Annotated in this window: 16 protein-coding genes; all 16 read right to left on the bottom strand. The window is 56.3% G+C overall.

The window, feature by feature from the left end; all coding sequences use genetic code 11:
* Positions 1-11: 11 nt before the first annotated feature.
* Positions 12-320 (bottom strand): cytochrome c, encoded by a 309-nt coding sequence (locus tag S7A_RS15155; protein WP_009091966.1) that lies wholly within the window; start codon positions 318-320, stop codon positions 12-14.
* Positions 317-1636 carry a tRNA lysidine(34) synthetase TilS gene (tilS, locus tag S7A_RS15160; protein ID WP_009091967.1) on the bottom strand — a complete coding sequence of 440 codons (1320 nt, stop codon included), beginning with the start codon at positions 1634-1636 and terminating at the stop codon, positions 317-319. Before tilS ends, S7A_RS15155 begins: the two co-directional genes overlap by 4 nt.
* A 52-nt stretch (positions 1637-1688) precedes the next feature.
* Entirely contained in the window at positions 1689-2078 is a 390-nt protein-coding gene (locus S7A_RS15165; RefSeq protein ID WP_009091968.1) for a VOC family protein, read from the bottom strand.
* A gap of 66 nt (positions 2079-2144) precedes the next feature.
* Positions 2145-4295, bottom strand: coding sequence for a lysine decarboxylase LdcC (locus S7A_RS15170; protein WP_009091970.1), 2151 nt, complete (start codon positions 4293-4295; stop codon positions 2145-2147).
* Between the two features lie 168 nt (positions 4296-4463).
* A complete protein-coding gene (gene accA / locus S7A_RS15175; protein ID WP_009091971.1) occupies positions 4464-5420 on the bottom strand; it encodes an acetyl-CoA carboxylase carboxyl transferase subunit alpha in 957 nt (318 codons plus the stop codon).
* Between the two features lie 12 nt (positions 5421-5432).
* Positions 5433-8915, bottom strand: coding sequence for a DNA polymerase III subunit alpha (dnaE, locus tag S7A_RS15180; protein WP_009091973.1), 3483 nt, complete (start codon positions 8913-8915; stop codon positions 5433-5435).
* Between the two features lie 31 nt (positions 8916-8946).
* Complete coding sequence (rnhB, locus tag S7A_RS15185; protein ID WP_009091975.1) at positions 8947-9573, bottom strand: ribonuclease HII; 627 nt, start codon at positions 9571-9573, stop codon at positions 8947-8949.
* The gene (gene lpxB / locus S7A_RS15190; RefSeq protein WP_009091977.1) at positions 9566-10714 is read right to left on the bottom strand and encodes a lipid-A-disaccharide synthase; all 1149 of its coding nucleotides are present in this window, start codon (positions 10712-10714) and stop codon (positions 9566-9568) included. Before lpxB ends, rnhB begins: the two co-directional genes overlap by 8 nt.
* A 3-nt stretch (positions 10715-10717) precedes the next feature.
* A complete protein-coding gene (lpxA, locus tag S7A_RS15195) occupies positions 10718-11506 on the bottom strand; it encodes an acyl-ACP--UDP-N-acetylglucosamine O-acyltransferase (protein WP_009091978.1) in 789 nt (262 codons plus the stop codon).
* A gap of 3 nt (positions 11507-11509) precedes the next feature.
* Positions 11510-11965, bottom strand: coding sequence for a 3-hydroxyacyl-ACP dehydratase FabZ (fabZ, locus tag S7A_RS15200; RefSeq protein WP_009091980.1), 456 nt, complete (start codon positions 11963-11965; stop codon positions 11510-11512).
* 152 nt (positions 11966-12117) lie between these two features.
* Positions 12118-13143, bottom strand: a complete 1026-nt coding sequence (gene lpxD, locus S7A_RS15205) for a UDP-3-O-(3-hydroxymyristoyl)glucosamine N-acyltransferase (RefSeq protein ID WP_009091982.1) — start codon at positions 13141-13143, stop codon at positions 12118-12120.
* Positions 13144-13146: 3 nt separating this feature from the next.
* On the bottom strand, positions 13147-13644 hold the full coding sequence (skp, locus tag S7A_RS15210; protein ID WP_003852644.1) for a molecular chaperone Skp: 498 nt from the start codon (positions 13642-13644) through the stop codon (positions 13147-13149).
* 107 nt (positions 13645-13751) lie between these two features.
* Positions 13752-16163 (bottom strand): outer membrane protein assembly factor BamA, encoded by a 2412-nt coding sequence (bamA, locus tag S7A_RS15215; protein WP_009091984.1) that lies wholly within the window; start codon positions 16161-16163, stop codon positions 13752-13754.
* A gap of 51 nt (positions 16164-16214) precedes the next feature.
* The gene (rseP, locus tag S7A_RS15220; protein ID WP_009091986.1) at positions 16215-17564 is read right to left on the bottom strand and encodes a sigma E protease regulator RseP; all 1350 of its coding nucleotides are present in this window, start codon (positions 17562-17564) and stop codon (positions 16215-16217) included.
* 12 nt (positions 17565-17576) lie between these two features.
* Complete coding sequence (gene cdsA, locus S7A_RS15225) at positions 17577-18434, bottom strand: phosphatidate cytidylyltransferase (RefSeq protein WP_009091988.1); 858 nt, start codon at positions 18432-18434, stop codon at positions 17577-17579.
* A gap of 18 nt (positions 18435-18452) precedes the next feature.
* Positions 18453-19205 carry a (2E,6E)-farnesyl-diphosphate-specific ditrans,polycis-undecaprenyl-diphosphate synthase gene (ispU, locus tag S7A_RS15230; protein WP_009091989.1) on the bottom strand — a complete coding sequence of 251 codons (753 nt, stop codon included), beginning with the start codon at positions 19203-19205 and terminating at the stop codon, positions 18453-18455.
* Between the last annotated feature and the right edge of the window lie 21 nt (positions 19206-19226).

The following is a 19226-nucleotide window of genomic DNA, read 5'->3' on the forward strand; positions in this document are numbered from 1 at the left end:
CCCTGTCACACTCAGGGCTGCAGCGAACTGTAATACGCCGCCAGATCCGCCATATCGTCATCACTTAATCCCGCAACAAACGCCTTCATGACCTCAGCCTGACCGCCACTGCGCTCGCCCTTTTTATAAGCCTGCAGCGCATGTTCAAGATATGGGGCGTGCTGCCCGGCCAGACTGGGATAAAGCGGCACGGTCGCTTTGCCTTCCGCGCCATGACAGGCCATACAGCTGCCCGCTTTCTCTGCGCCACGCTGCGCATCGCCAGCGGCCCAGGCCGGTAATAAAGCGGCCATCAGGGCGCCGATCAGCCACGTTTTCATTGTTCAGCTCCTGTGCAGGTGGCCCTGTCCCAGACAATCTGCCAGCCCTGCTCATCGCATGCCGCACCCTCCCGGGTGATAAAGAGATCCGGAACACAGACCAGCGTCTGATTATAAAAAATTAGCGGCAGCCGCTCGCGCTGCCATGGAGGAATATGCAGTGCCTGCCAGAGCTTCTTCATCTCCCGTCCGCCTTCCCGCCCCACCAGATGCACCTGGCCCTGCGCGTGAAATCGCACGCTGACCTGCTCATCGGGCTGCGGATGGCGCAACAGGCTCTGCGCCTGGCTGGCACGCAGCGTGCCGAGGCTTTGCGGCAGCGTCAGCGGCTGGCAGCGTTCGGGCCACGTCAGCACCGTATCGCGCAGCGAACTGCGCACCGGCAGCCAGTAGAGCTGCTGCCGGTATCGCCGCAGTTCCGCCTGTCCGAATCGCAGACGAGGCTGCGCATCCTCACGACTCGCCATCACCTCATGGCGGATGCGCTGCAGCGCGTCGCGGGAGGGCATCGCTCCGCCCTGCCCGGCGATCCAGCGACGCAGTAAGGCGTTAGCGCGCGGCTCACTCATCGTCATCAGCGGCGGAAAGTGCAGACTGCCATCCGGCTGGACGCGCTCAGCCAGCTCTCCGGCGAGAAGTTCATCCAGCAGCTGCTCCTGCTCACTGCACAGGGCTGCGCTTCGGGCGGTCGCCTCGGCAAAGTGGGGCCAGCGCTGAGAGAGTTCAGGCAGCAGCCGCTGACGCAGAAAGTTACGGTCGTAGCGCAGATCCTGATTACTCTCGTCTTCGATCCACACCAGCTGATGGGCATGAGCATAGGCTTCAAGCGACTGTCGCGACTGATTAAGCAGAGGACGTAACAGCCGATGGGAACCCAGCCTGCGCACTGCGGGCATGGCCGCCAGCCCTGCCGGACCGCTGCCGCGCTTCAGCGCCAGCATAAAGGTTTCACACTGATCGTCGAGATGCTGCGCCGTCAGTAGCTGCTCGTCCGGCTGCAGGGCCGCACCCAGCGCCTGATAACGGGCGGTGCGTGCCGCCGCTTCAATGCCCTTTTCACTGCCGTCAACGGTGACGTGCAGCACGTCACACGTCAGCTGCCACTGTTCGCATATCGCCTGGCAGTGGGCCGCCCAGCGGTCAGCATTCGGGCTGAGTCCGTGGTGAACATGCAGCGCCCGCAGACGCGACTGAGGATGCTGCTGCTGCCAGTCGCGAAGCTGATGCAGCAGCACGGTGGAGTCAAGTCCGCCGCTGAACGCGACCACCAGGGCAGCGTCCGGTTGCAGCAGTGAGTCAAAAGCGGGCAAAGACATCGCAGAATCCAGAATATCGGGCCACTGAATGTCGCCCGCCGAGCGCGCTAGTTTACGCCTGATAGAGCTCCAGCGGCAAACCATCCGGGTCGGCAAAGAAAGTACAGGCTTTACCGGTGAGTTCATCAATGCGAATCGGCTCGCAGATCACACCTTTTTCAGCCAGCGTCGCCACCGCTGCGGCCACATCCGGCACGGTAAAGGCCAGATGGCGCAGACCGCACGCCTCAGGGTGACTGACCCGTGCAGGGGGTTCGGGAAACGAGAAAAGCTCAATGGTATAGCGATCCCCTAACGCAAGATCGCCTTTCCAGGAGTCGCGCGCTTCGCGGTAAACTTCGCCCATCAGTCGAAAGCCCAGCACATCGCAATAGAAGGCTTTGCTGCGCGGATAGTCAGAGGCGATGATGGCGATGTGGTGAATAGCGTTTAACTGCAACATGTTGAATATCCTGATTCGGGCAGGATGCCTGAGTCAGGCATCCCGCCGCTGATAAGATTTAAAAATTCATGCCGGGTCGTTTTTCAGCACGCGCACACGGTATTCGCCCTCTTCCGTCAGGCTGGCACCGTGAATGTCGGTTTCAAACCCCGGATAGTGCCGGCCAATGCTGCACAGCATCAGCAGGAAATCGAGCACCGCGCGACTCTTCTCAGTGATCATCTCTCCCGGCATCACCAGGGGAACGCCCGGCGGATAGGGCAGAATCATGTTGGCCGAAACCCGCCCGACCAGCTCACTGATATCCACCGTTTCGATGTTGCCCTTCACCTGCTGCTGAAACGCCTGATGCGGTGTCATCTTCATTTCAGGCAGCACGTCGAATGCCTGCAGCATCAGACGCGGCAGATCGTGATGGCGGATCAGCTGATGGATCCCCTGCGCCAGGGTCTGAATGCGCATGTTGCGATAGAAGTCGGGATCCTCTGCGTAGAGATCCGGCAGCATGTTTTTCACCCGCAGATTCAGATCGTAGGCGCGTTTAAATTCGGTCAGCCCGCGCAGCACGCTCATCGCCTTGGTTTTATCGATGCCGATACTGAACAGGAACAGCAGGTTATAGGGGCCGGTTTTCTCCACCACGATGCCGCGCTCATCCAGAAACTTCGCCACCAGCGCCGCCGGGATCCCCTCTTCCGCCATCTCACCCAGCTCGCTCATGCCCGGCGTCAGGATTGTCACCTTGATCGGATCGAGATACATGTGATCGCGATCGGCCTGCGTGAATCCATGCCACGCTTCGTCGCCCGGCTGGATCGGCCAGCACTGCGCTTCGTCAACCTGTTCCGGCTGCCAGATGTCAAAGAACCAGCTGTCAGACTCTTCACGCAGCCGCTGGATCTCACGGCGGAAATGAAGCGCGCGTTCGACCGAGCGATTGATCAAACGTTTACCCGGATTGCCGCGCAGCATGGCAGCAGCGGTTTCAATAGAGGAGACGATGGCGTAGTTAGGTGAGGTGGTGGTGTGCATCATGTAGGCTTCGTTAAACGTCTGCTCGTCGTAGTCGCCTTTAATGTGGATCATGGATGCCTGAGAGAACGCCGCCAGCAGTTTATGGGTCGACTGCGTTTCATAGACCACCTTGCCCGGAATGCGGTCTCCGCTCATGCCGCTTTTGCCCGCATAAATCGGGTGGAAATTGGTGTAAGGCACCCAGGCGGAGTCGAAATGAATCGACGGCACAGCCAGCGTCTCTTTGATGTACTGGGTGTTGTAGAGCAGCCCGTCATAGGTGGAGTTAGTAATGACCGCATGCACCGGCCAGGTGGCTCTGTCAGTCGATGCCACTTTATGCGCTATCGCGTCGCGGGTGAACTCCTGCTTCGGGATGCCGCCAAGGATCCCCAGCGCATTGCGGGTCGGCTTCAGCCAGATCGGGATCAGATCGCTCATCATCAGCAGATGGGTCAGCGATTTGTGGCAGTTGCGATCGATCAGCACGGTGCTGCCCGCCGGAGCGGCATACATCCCGACAATTTTATTTGAGGTCGAGGTGCCGTTGGTCACCATATAACTCTGCTCAGCGCCGAAGGTGCGCGCGATATACTCTTCCGCTTCCAGGTGCGGCCCGGTGTGGTCAAGCAGCGAACCCAGCTCGGTCACCGAAATCGAGATGTCTGATTTCAGGGTGTTAGCCCCGAAGAAATCGTAGAACAGACAGCCGACCGGGCTCTTCTGAAACGCGGTGCCCGCCATATGGCCCGGCGTGCAGAAGGTGTACTTGCCCTCTTTCACATAGGTGAACAGCGCTTTGGTTAGCGGCGGCGTGATGTGGTCAAGATAGTCATCCGTGTATTGCCGGATGTGCAGCGCGATATCCTCGGCGGCATTCAGCGCATACTCAAAAAAGTGCAGCGGCATACGCATCTCATTGATGCTGATATCCATCTGCGAGTGGGTATTGATAAAGGCATACAGAGGCAGGTATTCGTTTAGCTGATTAATCTCTCCGCACAGTTCGGGGCTGTTGTGCGCATCCCAGTCGAAGATAACGCCGCTGATACGCGGGTTGTGTTCGATCAGTTTCAGCAGATCGTCACTGTTTTTCGGGTAAAGCAGCTGGAAGGCCTGCAGATTTAACGCCGCGTCGAGTTCGCGTAACGGTTCATCTTTGTAAAACACGCCGTGCGCGCCCATGATCGCCAGAATATTCAATGCCTGTCTCCCTGATTGTGGTGGAACCGGTCAAGCATAACCGCTAACCCCCATAAGGTGTAGCGAGGCGGTGCCAGGAGGAAACTGAAAGCGGCGAGTGAGCGTGTGGAGGGAAAGTGCAGGCATAAAAAAAGCGGACCGGAGTCCGCTTTTATGGAAGTGCACTTATCAGGCGTAGCCGTAGCTCATCAGGCGCTGATAACGACGGTCCAGCAGCTCTTCAGTGCTTAACCCATCGAGTTCGGCCAGATCGGCCAGCAGCTGCTGCTTCAGAGACTGCGCCATGTCGACCGGACGGCGATGCGCGCCACCCAGCGGCTCCGGGATTACGGAGTCAATCAGCTTCAGCTCTTTCAGACGGTGAGCGGTAATGCCCATCGCTTCCGCAGCCAGCGGCGCTTTATCTGCACTTTTCCACAGAATAGAGGCACAGCCTTCCGGCGAGATAACGGAATAGGTGCTGTACTGCAGCATATTCACTTTATCGCCCACGCCGATGGCCAGTGCACCACCTGAACCGCCTTCACCGATGACCGTACAGATGACCGGTACTTTCAGGCCAGACATTTCACGCAGGTTGCGCGCAATCGCTTCAGACTGCCCGCGCTCTTCCGCGCCCACACCCGGATAAGCACCCGGGGTGTCGATGAAGGTGATGACAGGCATTTTGAAGCGCTCAGCCATCTCCATCAGGCGCAGCGCTTTGCGATAGCCTTCCGGTGCTGGCATGCCGAAGTTACGGCGAATTTTCTCTTTGGTTTCACGGCCTTTCTGGTGCCCGATGATCATCACCGGACGTCCATCCAGACGCGCAATACCGCCAACAATCGCTTTGTCATCCGCATAAGCACGGTCGCCCGCCAGCTCATCGAAATCGTCGAACGCGTTGCGGACGTAGTCAAAGGTATAAGGACGCAAAGGATGGCGCGCCAGTTGAGCGATCTGCCATGCGCCTAAATCGGCGAAGATTTTACGGGTCAGCTCAACGCTCTTCTCGCGCAGGCGCTGAACTTCTTCATCCAGATTAACGTGTTTATCATCCTGACGACCAATTGAAGTCAGCGAATCAATCTTCGCTTCGAGTTCTGCAATTGGCTGTTCAAAATCCAGGTAATTAAGACTCATAATGTTCCTGTTCTAGTCAAACTCCAGTTCCACCTGCTCCGATCCAATCAACGAGCGCAGATCGTTAAGTAAACGATCGCTGGGCGAAATTCGCCACGCTGCCCCAAAGCGCAGCTTCGCTCGCGCGTCGGCTCTCTGATAGTAGAGATGCACCGGAATCGTCCCTGATCGATGAGGTTCCAGGGACTGACGGAGTCGGTTTAATAGCTGGTCATCAATTTGCCTGTCCGTCAGCGAGATAGCAAGTCCGCGCGCGTATTTTTCGCGAGCTTCGTCGATGTCCATAACTTCACGAGCGGTCATTTTAAGGCCACCACTGAAGTCATCAAAGCTGACCTGTCCACTGACGATCAGGATTCGGTCTTTCTCCAGCAGCTGCTGGTATTTATCTAACGCATCGGTAAATAACATCACCTCAAGACGACCAGAACGATCGTCCAGAGTACAGATACCAATTCGGTTGCCGCGTTTGGTGACCATTACCCGTGCAGCGATCACCAGACCGGCCGCCACGGTAATTTTCCCCCGGTCGGTTGGATGCATATCTTTCAGCCGCACCCCGCCAACGTAACGCTCAATTTCTTTCAGATACTGATTAATCGGGTGCCCGGTCAGGTAGAGCCCCAGGGTTTCCCGTTCGCCATCCAGCTGCACCTGCTCCGGCCATCGCGTGACGCTGGCGTACGATTTCTCTACCTGCTCCGGCTCTTCCGCCAGCACGCCAAACATATCTGCCTGGCCAATCGCCTCCGCCTTCGCATGCTGATCGGCCGCTTTTAACGCGTCACCGAGCGCACTCATCAGCGCGGCGCGATGCGGCCCCAGGCGATCAAAGGCCCCGGACATGATCAGTTTTTCCATCACCCGACGGTTGATCTTTTTGGTGTCGGTTCGGGCGCAGAGGTCAAACAGCTCGCGGAAGTAACCGCCTTCGTTTCGCGCATCAATGATCGCTTCGATCGGGCCTTCACCGACCCCTTTTATCGCACCGATACCGTAAACAATTTCACCTGCGTCATTCACATGGAAGGGATAGAGGCCGGAGTTGATATCGGGCGGCAGCACCTTCAGTCCCATCCGCCAGCACTCATCGACCAGGCCTACCACCTTCTCGGTGTTATCCATATCGGCGGTCATTACCGCGGCCATAAACTCTGCCGGATAGTGCGCTTTCAGCCATAGCGTCTGGTAAGAGACCAGTGCGTAAGCCGCAGAGTGTGACTTGTTAAAGCCATAGCCTGCAAATTTTTCTACCAGATCGAAGATCTTCATCGACAGTTCGCCGTCGATGCCCATGCTTTCAGCACCGTCACGGAAAACGGAGCGCTGCTTGGCCATCTCTTCCGGTTTCTTTTTCCCCATGGCGCGACGCAGCATATCTGCGCCCCCCAGGGTGTAACCGGAGAGAACCTGGGCGATCTGCATCACCTGTTCCTGATAAAGAATGATGCCGTATGTCGGCTCCAGCACCGGTTTCAGGCTTTCATGCTGCCACTGGATATCGGGATAGGAGATCGCTTCACGACCATGCTTACGGTCGATGAAGTTATCCACCATGCCGGACTGAAGCGGCCCCGGACGGAACAGCGCCACCAGTGCGATCATATCTTCAAAGCAGTCGGGCTTCAGACGTTTGATCAGATCCTTCATGCCGCGCGATTCAAGCTGGAATACCGCGGTGGTTTCCGAGCGCTGCAGCATATCGAAGCTTTTCTTGTCATCCAGCGGGATAGAGGCGATATCGATCGGCTCCAGCCCCTGCTTTTCCCGGCGCGGGTTGATCATCTTCAGCGCCCAGTCGATGATGGTCAGCGTTCTCAGCCCCAGGAAGTCGAACTTCACCAGGCCGGCATATTCCACATCATTTTTATCGAACTGGGTCACCGGGAACTGGCCGTGCTCATCGCAGTAGAGCGGCGCAAAATCGGTGATCTTCGTTGGCGCGATGACCACGCCACCGGCATGTTTACCGGCGTTACGCGTGACCCCTTCCAGCTTACGCGCCATGTCGATCAGCGCTTTGACCTCTTCATCTGCCTCATACATGGCAGGCAGCTGCGGTTCAGCAATAAAGGCTTTTTCCAGCGTCATGCCGGGATCGGGCGGGATCAGTTTGGAAATGCGATCCACGAAACCATAAGGATGACCCAGCACGCGGCCAACGTCACGAATAACCGCTTTCGCCGCCATGGTGCCGAAAGTGATGATCTGTGAAACCGCTTCACGCCCGTACATGTCCGCGACGTGTTCAATCACCTGGTCACGCTTCTCCATGCAGAAATCGACGTCAAAGTCGGGCATTGAGACACGTTCCGGGTTCAGGAAACGTTCGAACAGCAGGTCAAACTCCAGCGGATCGATATCGGTAATTTTCAGCGCATAGGCCACCAGCGAACCGGCACCGGAACCACGACCCGGCCCGACCGGCACGCCATTATCCTTGGACCACTGGATGAACTCCATCACGATCAGGAAGTAGCCCGGGAAGCCCATCTGGTTGATTACGTTGAGTTCAACCTCCAGACGCTCATCATATTCCGGGCGTTTCTGCAGCCGCTCAGCTTCGTCCGGGAACAGGAACACCAGACGCTCTTCCAGCCCCTCGCGGGATTTCGCGACCAGATAATCTTCCGTGGTCATATCACCGGTCGGGAACTGCGGCAGGAAGTATTCGCCCAGCCGGACCGTGACGTTACAACGCTTAGCAATCTCTACGCTGTTTTCCAGCGCTTCCGGGATGTCCGAGAAGAGCTCGCACATCTCCGCTTCGCTGCGCATATATTGCTGAGGACTGTAGTTGCGCGGACGCTTGGGGTCATCCAGCGTATAGCCGTCATGGATGGCCACGCGGATTTCATGCGCGTCGAAATCCTCTTCATTGATAAAGCAGACTTCGTTGGTCGCGACCACAGGAATGCCTTCGGCAATCGCCAGCTCCACCGCCGCGTGCAGGTAGCTCTCTTCATCCGGCCGGCCGGTGCGGATCAGTTCCAGATAGTATCTGTCAGGGAAATGCTGCTGATAAAAAGAGAGGCACTGTGAAACCAGCGCGCTGTTTCCGCGCAGCAGGCTGCGGCCGACATCTCCGCGGCGTCCGCCTGACAGCAGGATTAACCCTTCCTGCAATTCCATCAGCCAGTCGCGATCGATAATCGGCCCGTCCACGCCATAGCCACGCTGATAGGCGCGGGAGATCAGCAGCGTCAGGTTCTGATAGCCGGTATTGTTCGCCGCCAGCACGGTCAGCTGCGTGAGTTCATCCCCCATCAGCTCGCTGGCAACCTTAAAATCGGCACCAATAACCGGTTTTATCCCTGCGCCGTGCGCCCCGCCGTAGAATTTCACCAGGCCACACAGGTTAGTGAAGTCGGTGATCGCAATCGCGGGCATGCCGAGCGCAGCCGCCTTTTTGATCAGCGGCCCGGTTTTCGCCAGGCCATCAACCATCGAATAGTCACTGTGGACGCGCAGATGTATAAAACGGGGTTCAGCCATATCAGTTTCCGGTTAAAACAGCGTCAGGCTATTAAAGCGTATGGGGCTGGCTGGCGGCCAGTACGTCCGCATCGATCAGCGCGTTGCGGACAGGAGCAAAACTGCGACGGTGGTGCGGGGTCGCGCCATATTGCGTCAGCTTTTCCATGTGCAGCGCTGTCGGATAGCCTTTGTGCTGTGCAAAGCCATATTGCGGGAACAGCAGATCGAGTTCAGCCATTTCACGGTCGCGGGAGACCTTGGCAATGATAGAAGCGGCGCTGATCTCAGCGACCAGACTGTCCCCTTTGACTACCGCCTGCGACGGCATCGGCAGCGCCGGGCAGCGATTACCGTCGATCAGCACATAGTCAGGCTGAATGCAGAGGCCAGCAACCGCACGCTGCATCGCCAGCATAGTCGCATGCAGGATATTCAGCTGGTCAATCTCTTCCGGTTCTGCCCGGCCCAGGCTCCACGCCAGCGCCTTCTCTTTGATTTCGTCAAACAGGGCCAGCCGGCGTTTTTCCGACAGCTTCTTCGAGTCCGCCAGCCCGGTAATCGGGTTGACCGGATCGAGGATCACCGCCGCCGTAACGACCGCGCCAACCAGCGGGCCGCGCCCGACTTCGTCCACACCGGCAATCAGCGTGGCGGCAGGATAGATAAAATCAGGCATTCACCAGCTCCAGTACCGCATCCGCCGCCTGTTCATCGGCGTTCCAGCGGATCTGTTGATGTAATTCATTGAACGTCTGCAGCAGGGTTTCGCGCTCAGGCCCGGCATGCAGCAGCGGATCTAACGCCGCGGCCAGGGCTTCGGGCTGACACTCATCCTGCAGTAACTCTTTCACCAGTTCCCGCCCTGCCAGCAGATTGGGCAGCGAAACATAGGGGGTCTTCACCAGCCGTTTCGCCAGCCAGAAGGTCGCCGGTTTCATACGATACCCCACCACCATCGGGCATTTTGCCAGCATGCACTCCAGCGCAGCAGTGCCCGACGCCAGAAGTGCGGCATCGCTCGCGATCATCGCCTCGCGTCCCTGACCATCCAGCAGATAAACAGGAAGGTCGGGAGCCGTTTCGGCTTTTATCTTCTCAAACTGTTCGCGCCGGCGGGCGTTAACCAGCGGAACGACGATTTCCAGCGCCGGATAGTGACGGCGCAGTAACCGGGCTGTCTTGAGAAAATCGGCGCTGAGCATGTCAACTTCTGCGCCACGACTGCCGGGCAGCAGGGCCAGACAGAGCGCATCATCGGCAATCCCTAGGTGACGACGCGCAGCCTGTTTGTCAGGGTGCAGCGGCATCGCATCCGCCATGGTGTGACCGATAAAACGGCAGGGAACATTGAAGCGATCGTAGAACGCTTTTTCAAACGGCAGGAAGGCCAGCACCAGATTGGTGTTACGACCAATCTTGAAGACGCGCTTCTGACGCCAGGCCCAGACAGAGGGACTGACGTAGTGAATGGTACGGATACCGGCGCGTTTCAGGTTACCTTCCAGCGTAATATTGAAGTCAGGCGCATCGATCCCGACAAACACATCGGGCTGGAGTTCGGTAAAGCGCCGGGTGAGATCGCGGCGGATCGTCAGCAGACGGCGCAGACGTCCCAGCACCTCCACAATGCCCATGACCGCCAGCTCTTCCATCTCATACCAGGCTTCACACCCTTCCGCCTGCATCAGCGGACCGGCTACGCCGACAAAACGCGCGTCGGGATGGCGCGCTTTCAGGGCTCGAATCAGACCTGCACCAAGAATATCGCCGGAGGTTTCTCCGGCGACCAGGGCAATCGTTAGAGGACGCGCTGACATGAATTAACGAATTAATCCACGGGTTGAACGGGCAAAGAAATCGTAGAAAGGCTGCACTTCGCTATGCTGCTGCGCAAGCGCTTCAATCTCCGGCTTCACTTCCTCCAGCGTTCTGCCGCTGCGATAGAGCAACTTGTAGGCGTTGCGGATCGCGTGCAACGACTCTTTGCTGAACCCACGGCGCTTGAGGCCTTCAATGTTGATCCCGAACGGCGTGGCATGGTTGCCCTGCGCAATAACGTAAGGCGGCACATCCTGCGCCACGCCGGAACAGCCACCCACCATCACGTGCGCACCAATAGTGCACCACTGATGCACCGCTGTCATGCCGCCAATAATGGCGAAATCATCGACCGTGACGTGACCACCCAGGGTCGCGTTGTTGGCGAAGATACAGCGGTTGCCGATGACGCAGTCGTGCGCAATATGAACGTTGACCATCAGCAGATTATCGCTGCCCACCGTGGTGACATGGCCACCCTGAGTGGTGCCGCGATGAATCGTCACGCTTTCACGGATGCGGTTGCGATCGCCGATTTCAACCCGTGTTGGCTCACCGGCATATTTCAGATCCTGGTTCACTTCGCCGATAGAGGCGAACTGATAGATCTGGTTATCTTTACCGATACGCGTGTGGCCGTTCACCACAACGTGTGACTTCAGTACCGTTCCTTCACCGATCTCCACATTCGCGCCAATAAAGCAAAACGGGCCAATGTGAACGCGGGCGCCGATAACCGCGCCCTCTTCGATGACAGAACTGGGATGGATAGTGGCGGTTGGATCAATCACGAATTATGCCTCCCGGCTGCGGGCACACATCATGGTCGCTTCACAAACGATTTTACCGTCGACAGTCGCCACGCCTTTGAAGCGGGTCAGACCACGGCGGGTTTTCTCGAAAGTGACTTCCATGATCATCTGGTCGCCTGGTACCACAGGGCGCTTGAAGCGGGCGTTGTCGATACCGGCAAAATAATAGAGTTCACCTGGCTCCAGTTTACCTACGCTTTTAAACGCCAGAATACCGGTGGCCTGCGCCATCGCTTCCAGGATAAGAACGCCAGGAAAAATCGGTTTACCAGGGAAATGCCCCTGGAAAAACGGTTCGTTAACAGAAACGTTCTTCACTGCACGCAGGTATTTGTGCTCTTCAAATTCCAGCACGCGGTCTACCAGCAGAAACGGATAGCGGTGCGGCAGCAGCTCTAAAATCTCTTCAATTTTCAGAGTATGAGTTTCAGTAGTCAAAATACTCTTCCTGTCCTAAAAATCTGATGACATCAATAACACAGCCTGCACAGATCAAAATGATCTTCCGCAGGCCGCAAATAGGTTCTGTGGCGCCGGGCTTCCCTGCTTAACATTTTTATTATGAAAGCCGGTCAGTTTTGGGATGGCGGTCAGTCGTCTTTGCCGACCTTGCGCTCGATGGCTTTTAAGCGTTTGCTCATGTCATCGATGTTCATCACCAGCGCTGCAGTTTTGCGCCAGGTTTTGTTGGGTTGCAGCGGAATGCCTGAGGAATAGACGCCAGGCTCTGTGATAGGACGCATGACCATGCCCATACCGGTCACGGTGACTTTGTCACAGATTTCCATATGGCCGTTAATGACGCTGGCACCGCCAATCATACAGTAACGTCCAATTTTCAAACTACCCGCCATGATCACACCGCCTGCAACCGCAGTATTGTCGCCAATAACTACGTTGTGAGCGATCTGGCACTGGTTGTCTATGATAACACCATTGCCTATCAGAGTGTTATCCAGCGCACCGCGATCGATGGTAGTGCAGGCACCAATTTCCACCCGATCGCCGATAATTACCGCGCCTAACTGCGGGATTTTCACCCAGTTACCGCGATCGTTGGCATAGCCGAAGCCATCAGAACCGATGACGGTGCCTGACTGAATCAGACAATCCTCGCCGATCTGAATCTCATGATAAACGGAGACGTTGGCCCAGAGGCGGGTGCCGCGACCGATGCGGGTTTTTTTGCCCACAAAGCAGCCTGCGCCGATCACCACGTTGTCGCCCAGCTCCACATCTGCTTCGATTACGGCGTTAGCACCAATCGCGACGTTGTTGCCGAGTCGGGCTGAAGGGTCGATCACCGCACTGGGCGCGATATTCTGCGCGGGCTGGGGGGTGGTATCGAGTATCTGTGCCATACGCGCATAGGTCAGGTAGGGATTTTTCACCACCAGCGCTGCCGTATTGCACCACTCCAGATCCGCTTCCGTCAGCACCACGGCTGAAGCCTTTATCAGGGCGAGTTGCTCGCGGTAACGGCTGTTTGCAAGAAATGTGATTTGGCCAGTTGTGGCGGATTGCATAGAAGCAATGCCGGAGATGACGATATCGCCATCTCCGTGCAATTCTGCATCCAACTGCTGGGCTAAATCAGCCAGTCGAATAGATGCCATGAATTATTTAACCTGTTTCAGCACGTCAGCAGTAATGTCTTTTGCGTTTGATGCATAAGCCACCGCGTTCGCGTCGATCACGACATCGTAACCATCGCTGTCAGCGACTTTCTTCACGGCGTCCTGAATGCGGCTCAGCAGCTTGTTACGCTCTTCCATCTGACGACGGCGGTTATCCTGCTCAAAGGCCTGGGCTTTTGAAGAGAAAGCTTCACGCTGAGACATGACATCTTTTTCCATACGGCTGCGTTCGCTGGCCTTCATGGTAGAGCCGTCACGCTGTAAACGCTGCATTTTAGTTTGCAGATCGCGTTCCTGGCTCTGCAGCTCAGTTGCACGGCCTTTGAACTCATTTTCCAGCTGTTTAGCAACAGTCGCACGTTGCGGTAACTGTTGGAAAATGCTGGACACGTTTACCACTGCAATTTTGTCAGCAGCCTGAACACCAGCGGAAACCGCTAAAGCAAGACCCAGACCTGCGGCACACAACAACTTTTTCACTATAAACTCCTTACCATCAACGTTTGTGTCAGCGACACAGTGTTTGCCCCGGAACAGCCTGCGCTGTCCGGCAGCAAGACTTCAGCTATGCATCCATGCTCAGAACATTACCAGGTTTTACCAATGTTAAACTGGAACTGCTCTGACTTGTCTCCATCCACTTTCTTTATCGGCTGGGCGTAAGAGAACACCAGCGGGCCGAGCGGTGACATCCACTGCAGCGCAACACCGCTTGAAACGCGTATATTGTTAGGATCGCTGTAGTCCGGAATGCCCGCCGCACGAGTTTCGGCCGTGTTTTCCCAGTGGGTATCCCATGCGGTACCGGTATCGACAAACACCGAGGTACGTACCGAGTTGGCATACTTCTCGCTCAGGAACGGCGTTGGCGTGATCAGCTCAAGGCTGGCAATCGCCATGGCGTTTCCGCCGACCGCATCGTCAGACTTACAGATGCCATCCGGATCGGCCAGGCGGCAATTCGACGAGTTGTTATTGTAGTAGGCAGCCTTCGGACCAATGGTATTGGACTGGAAGCCACGAACGGTACTGGAACCACCGGCGTAGAAGTTCTCATAGAACGGCATCTCTTTGCCGCCGAGACCATCGCCGTAACCCACACGGCCACGACCCAACAGCACCCAGGTGTGATCCTGGTTAATCGGCACATACTGCTGGGTATCCAGCGTGGCCTTGTAGAAGCTGTTGTCTGAGCCAGGAATCGTCACCTTACCGTTCAGGTTGGTGCGGTTACCCGCCGTCGGGAAGAAGCCACGGTCCAGCGTGTTGTAGGTCCAGCCGTAGTTGAAGGTGAAGTCATCAGCAGAGAATTCGCCTTTATCATCCAGCTGCTGCGGCTTGCCGACTGAATCCAGATAACGCCACATCGCCACCTGCGGCTGCATGTTAGAGAGGTCGTTGTGGACATAGCCCAGACCGACACGCAGAGTGTTGTTTTCGTTAACCGGGAAGCCCAGCGTGCCATCCAGACCATAACTCTTGTTGGTGTAGTCAGAGAGGTCTGCATTGTCCGCTTTAAAGTCGTTATAGAACAGACGACCACCCAGACTCACCCCATCTACGGTGAAGTAAGGGTCAGTCAGCGAGAACTCGGCATAGGTCTGGTAGTCATTTTTGGTGCCGCTGATGCCAACGGTATTACCGGTGCCCAGCCAGTTATCCTGCGTGACCCCGACCTGGAAGCTTACGCCACTCTCGGTGCCGTAACCGACGCCGAAGTTGAAAGTCCCGGTGTTGCGCTCTTTAACCTTGTAGACCACATCAACCTGATCCGGTGAACCTGGCACGCGCTGGGTATCCACATCGACGTTTTCAAAGTAACCGGTGCGGTTAAGACGCTCTTTGCCCTGCTCGACCAGGTCGCTGCCCAGCCAGGCCCCTTCCATCTGACGCATTTCACGACGCAGCACCGCATCTTTTGAGGTGTCGTTACCTTCAAAGCGAACATGACGCACGTAGTAGCGGTTACCGGCATCGACGTTGATGTGCAGTTTGACGGTCTTATCAGCATCGTTGATTTCAGGCTGTGTCACGACGCGCGGATAGGCGTAGCCGTAGCGGCCCAGCAGTTTCTTGATGTCATCTTCCATCTTCGTGACTTTGGCGCCGTTATAGAGCTCGCCTGCCGGAATTTTGGTCAGATGTTCAATCTCTGCTGAGTGGCCTGCCATGCTGCCATTCACGATCACGCCTGCGATTTTGTACTGATCGCCTTCAGTGATGTTGACCGTGATGTAGATGCCTTTTTTATCCGGCGTCAGGCTGACCTGGGTCGAATCGATATTAAAGCGGGCGTAGCCGCGATCCAGATAGAAGCTGCGCAGGGTTTCGAGGTCACCGGCCAGTTTCTGTTTCTGGTATTTACGGTCGCCGACCACGTTCCACCATGGCACTTCATCGCGCAGCTGGAAGCGGGAGATCAGTTCATCAGAACTGAACGCCTTGTTACCGACGATGTTGATCTGCTGAATTTTGGCAGACACACCCTCCGTAAAGACCAGCTTCAGATCGACACGGTTACGCGGCAGTGGCGTGACCACCGCTTTCACGTTGGCCGTATATTTACCGACGCTGTAGTAAAAATCCTCCAGGCCCTTTTCGATAGAAGAGAGCGTGGTACGGTCAAGCGCTTCGCCGACACGCACACCGGAGGCTTCCAGATTCTGTTTCAGCTGATCCTCTTTCACCGCTTTGTTACCGGTGAAGGTAATGCTGGCAATGGTAGGACGTTCTTTGACCTGGACAATCAGCGTTGTACCGTCTCGCAGGACCTGAACATCCTCAAAGTTGCCAGTCGCGAACAGTGAGCGAATGGTGTTTCTGACATCATCGTCATTCACCGTATCGCCAACCCGAACTGGCATGCTCAGCAGAGCCGCGCCGACGGCGACTCGCTGCAGCCCTTCGAAATGAATATCCTTCACCACGAAATCGTCTGCACCGTAAACGGTGGCGCTGCTAAACAGCAGCGACGCTATGAGCAACTTTTTCATCGCCATCGTTATTATGCGTTTTCCTAACACATCCCCTGAATGTTCGCGTTCCAGCGGTTACAAACGGGAGAAATCATTGAAAAGTGCAAGCCCCATTAACAGCACCAGCAAAATCGAACCGATGCGATAACTAAAGTCCTGAACTCGCTCGGACACCGGTCCACCTTTGATCTTTTCGATCGCCAGGAAGAGCAGATGCCCACCATCTAAAACCGGCAATGGGAACAGGTTGATGATGCCCAGGTTGACGCTGATCAGCGCCAGGAACATCAGGTAGTAAATCAACCCATACTCTGCTGACAACCCTGCACCCTGCGCAATCGAGATTGGCCCGCTCAGGTTGTTCAGCTTCACATCACCCGTGATTAACTTGCCCAGCATAGAAACGGTAAGCTTCATCAGCTGCCAGGTTTTTACACTGGCCTCACCGATAGCCGCAAACGCGCCATACTGTCTTACCGTTCTGTACTCTTCCGGCAGCGGGACAATGCGCGGGATAACACCCGCAAATCCTTCGCCTTTGCTGCCCGATCTGGCTTCTGGCGTCATGGTCAGCGTAATTGCATCACCGCCGCGATCCACCTCAAGCGCCATGCTTTTGCCCGGGTTATCCCGGACCTGCGTGACAAAAGTCTGCCACTGCGATAATGGCTGACCATCGACTTTAACGATCCTGTCGCCAGCTTGCAAACCGGCTTCACTGGCTGGCGAGTTCGCCTGCACTTCTGCCAGCGTGGTCTCAATCTGTGGACCACGTGGCCGGATGCCCAGCGCGACAACCGGATCCTGCTTGTCTGGCTCAAACTGCCAGTTACGCAAATCCAGCTGTTTCTCCTGGGTCGCGTCCTCGCCAAATCGTGCCACCGTCAGGGTTGTGCTGCTGTCGCCGATTTTACCCACCAACGCCATACGCACAGCATCCCAGTCAGGCGTTTCGATACCGTCAACCGCCTTAAGTTCCATACCGGGTGCAATTTGCGCTTCCGCCGCGACCGAACCGTTTAAAATTTCACCGATTACCGGGCGCACACCCGGCACGCCGTGAATAAACACAACCCAGTAGGCAAAGATGGCAAAGAGGAAGTTAGCGACAGGACCCGCCGCAATGATGGAAGCGCGCTGCCAGACGGCTTTGTTGTTGAAAGCCTGATGACGCAGTTCGGCGGGAACGCTCTCGACACGCTCGTCGAGCATTTTCACGTAGCCGCCAAGGGGAATCAGCGCGATGACAAACTCGGTGCCCTGGCGGTCACGACGCCGCCAGAGTGATTTACCGAAACCGATAGAAAAGCGTTCAACTTTGACGCCGCAGCGACGGGCGACCCAGAAATGGCCAAATTCATGGACGGTAATCAGCACGCCCAGCGCAACGATAAAGGCGACAAAACTCCAGATTATGCTCAACATCTTTGCCTGTCCTTAAAGGGTGCGAAACACCAGCAGCAATAAACAGGCAAACACCGGCACTGCCGCAGTCAGACTATCAATGCGATCCAGAATCCCGCCGTGACCGGGGATCAGATTACCGCTGTCTTTGATGCCCGCTTCGCGTTTGAACATACTTTCGGTGAGATCACCCAGCACCGACGCCAGGGTCGCAATCACCGCGCAGACCACCAGCGTGCCAGCTGACACCGTCAGAGGGGCCAGCGTTGCGAACAGCAGCGCAATCAGCGCGGAAGAGACCAGACCGCCCAGAAAACCTTCCCAGGTTTTACCCGGTGAGACCTTTGGCGCCAGCTTGTGTTTGCCGAACATCTTGCCAAACATGTAGGCCCCTGAATCCGCGCCCCACACCAGCAGCATGACAAACAGCAGCCACCAGGCCCCGGCAAAGTGATCGGTTTCATAGTGATACTGGCGCAGCGCCATCATGCCCCAGAAAAAAGGCACCAGGGTTAAGAGACCAAACAGCAGGCGAAGCGGACGTGAATGGCGCCAGAAGGCGGCCGAAGCGGGATAGGAGAGAACCAGCAGCAGCGCAACGACCCACCACACCAGCGACGCCCAGAGCGATGTCGCCACCTGCGGCAGATGCACATCATGCTGATAAGGAGGCAGAGTAAACTGCATCAGGGCCAGTAAGAGGCCACAAAGAACCGCCAGCCAGACGCGCTGCTGACGGGATGCCATCCCTGCCAGCTGACCCCATTCCCAGGCGGCCAGCATACAGATAATGATGGTGGTAATTGCGAAACCCACAGGTGGTAACCAGAACAGTGCAGCTATTACCAGCGGAATTAAAATTAACGCGGTAATCAGACGAGACTTCAGCAAAGGTTACCCCCAGATTGCTCAGGCGCCGCCTGGTGCAGCGCCGCCAAAACGACGCTCCCGCAGAGAGAATGCATTCAGTGCACCTTCAAAAACGTGTTCATCGAAATCCGGCCAGAGCACATCGGTAAAATAGAATTCAGCATAGGCAATCTGCCACAGCAGGAAGTTGCTAATCCGATGCTCTCCCCCGGTCCTTATCACTAAATCCACTGGCGCCAGCTCCTGCATACAGAGCTGCGACGTCAGGCTCTCTTCGGTAATCTGGTCAGGACGCAGTAAGCCTTCCTGAACCTGTTCAGCCAGTTTTTTCACGCCTTCGATAATATCCCAACGGCCGCCATAGTTGGCAGCAATGTTGAGCGTCAGGCCACTATTATTTGCAGTCAGCGTCTCAGAACGGCGAATACGTTCCTGAATACGCGGGCTGAATCGGCTGGTATCGCCAATGACGCGTAACCGGACGTTGTGTTTGTGCAGGCTCTTCACTTCACTGTCGAGTGCCCAGACAAACAGTTCCATTAACGCGGTGACTTCCTGCGCCGGACGGCTCCAGTTTTCACTGCTGAAGGCGTAAAGCGTCAGGGCTTCGAGATTGTTGCTGACAGCAAAGCTGACGGCACGACGTACCGACTTGACGCCCGCTTTGTGGCCTGAAATGCGCAATTTTCCCTGATTTTTGGCCCAGCGACCGTTGCCATCCATGATGATAGCGACGTGGCGCGGACCGTTTCCCTGCTGGTCATCAGTGTTGTTGTGATTGTTAGACGACATAACGCTTAACCAATTCCTTTC

This window comes from Pantoea sp. Sc1, assembly GCF_000255315.1.
Taxonomy (GTDB): domain Bacteria; phylum Pseudomonadota; class Gammaproteobacteria; order Enterobacterales; family Enterobacteriaceae; genus Pantoea; species Pantoea anthophila.

Excerpts from the sequence above, each read along its gene's own strand:
- S7A_RS15155 (WP_009091966.1), bottom strand. The coding sequence starts at position 320 with ATGAAAACGTGGCTGATCGGCGCCCTGATGGCCGCTTTATTACCGGCC.
- tilS (WP_009091967.1), bottom strand. The coding sequence starts at position 1,636 with ATGTCTTTGCCCGCTTTTGACTCACTGCTGCAACCGGACGCTGCCCTG.
- S7A_RS15165 (WP_009091968.1), bottom strand. The coding sequence starts at position 2,078 with ATGTTGCAGTTAAACGCTATTCACCACATCGCCATCATCGCCTCTGAC.
- accA (WP_009091971.1), bottom strand. The coding sequence starts at position 5,420 with ATGAGTCTTAATTACCTGGATTTTGAACAGCCAATTGCAGAACTCGAA.
- dnaE (WP_009091973.1), bottom strand. The coding sequence starts at position 8,915 with ATGGCTGAACCCCGTTTTATACATCTGCGCGTCCACAGTGACTATTCG.
- rnhB (WP_009091975.1), bottom strand. The coding sequence starts at position 9,573 with ATGCCTGATTTTATCTATCCTGCCGCCACGCTGATTGCCGGTGTGGAC.
- lpxB (WP_009091977.1), bottom strand. The coding sequence starts at position 10,714 with ATGTCAGCGCGTCCTCTAACGATTGCCCTGGTCGCCGGAGAAACCTCC.
- lpxD (WP_009091982.1), bottom strand. The coding sequence starts at position 13,143 with ATGGCATCTATTCGACTGGCTGATTTAGCCCAGCAGTTGGATGCAGAA.
- bamA (WP_009091984.1), bottom strand. The coding sequence starts at position 16,163 with ATGGCGATGAAAAAGTTGCTCATAGCGTCGCTGCTGTTTAGCAGCGCC.
- rseP (WP_009091986.1), bottom strand. The coding sequence starts at position 17,564 with ATGTTGAGCATAATCTGGAGTTTTGTCGCCTTTATCGTTGCGCTGGGC.
- ispU (WP_009091989.1), bottom strand. The coding sequence starts at position 19,205 with ATGTCGTCTAACAATCACAACAACACTGATGACCAGCAGGGAAACGGT.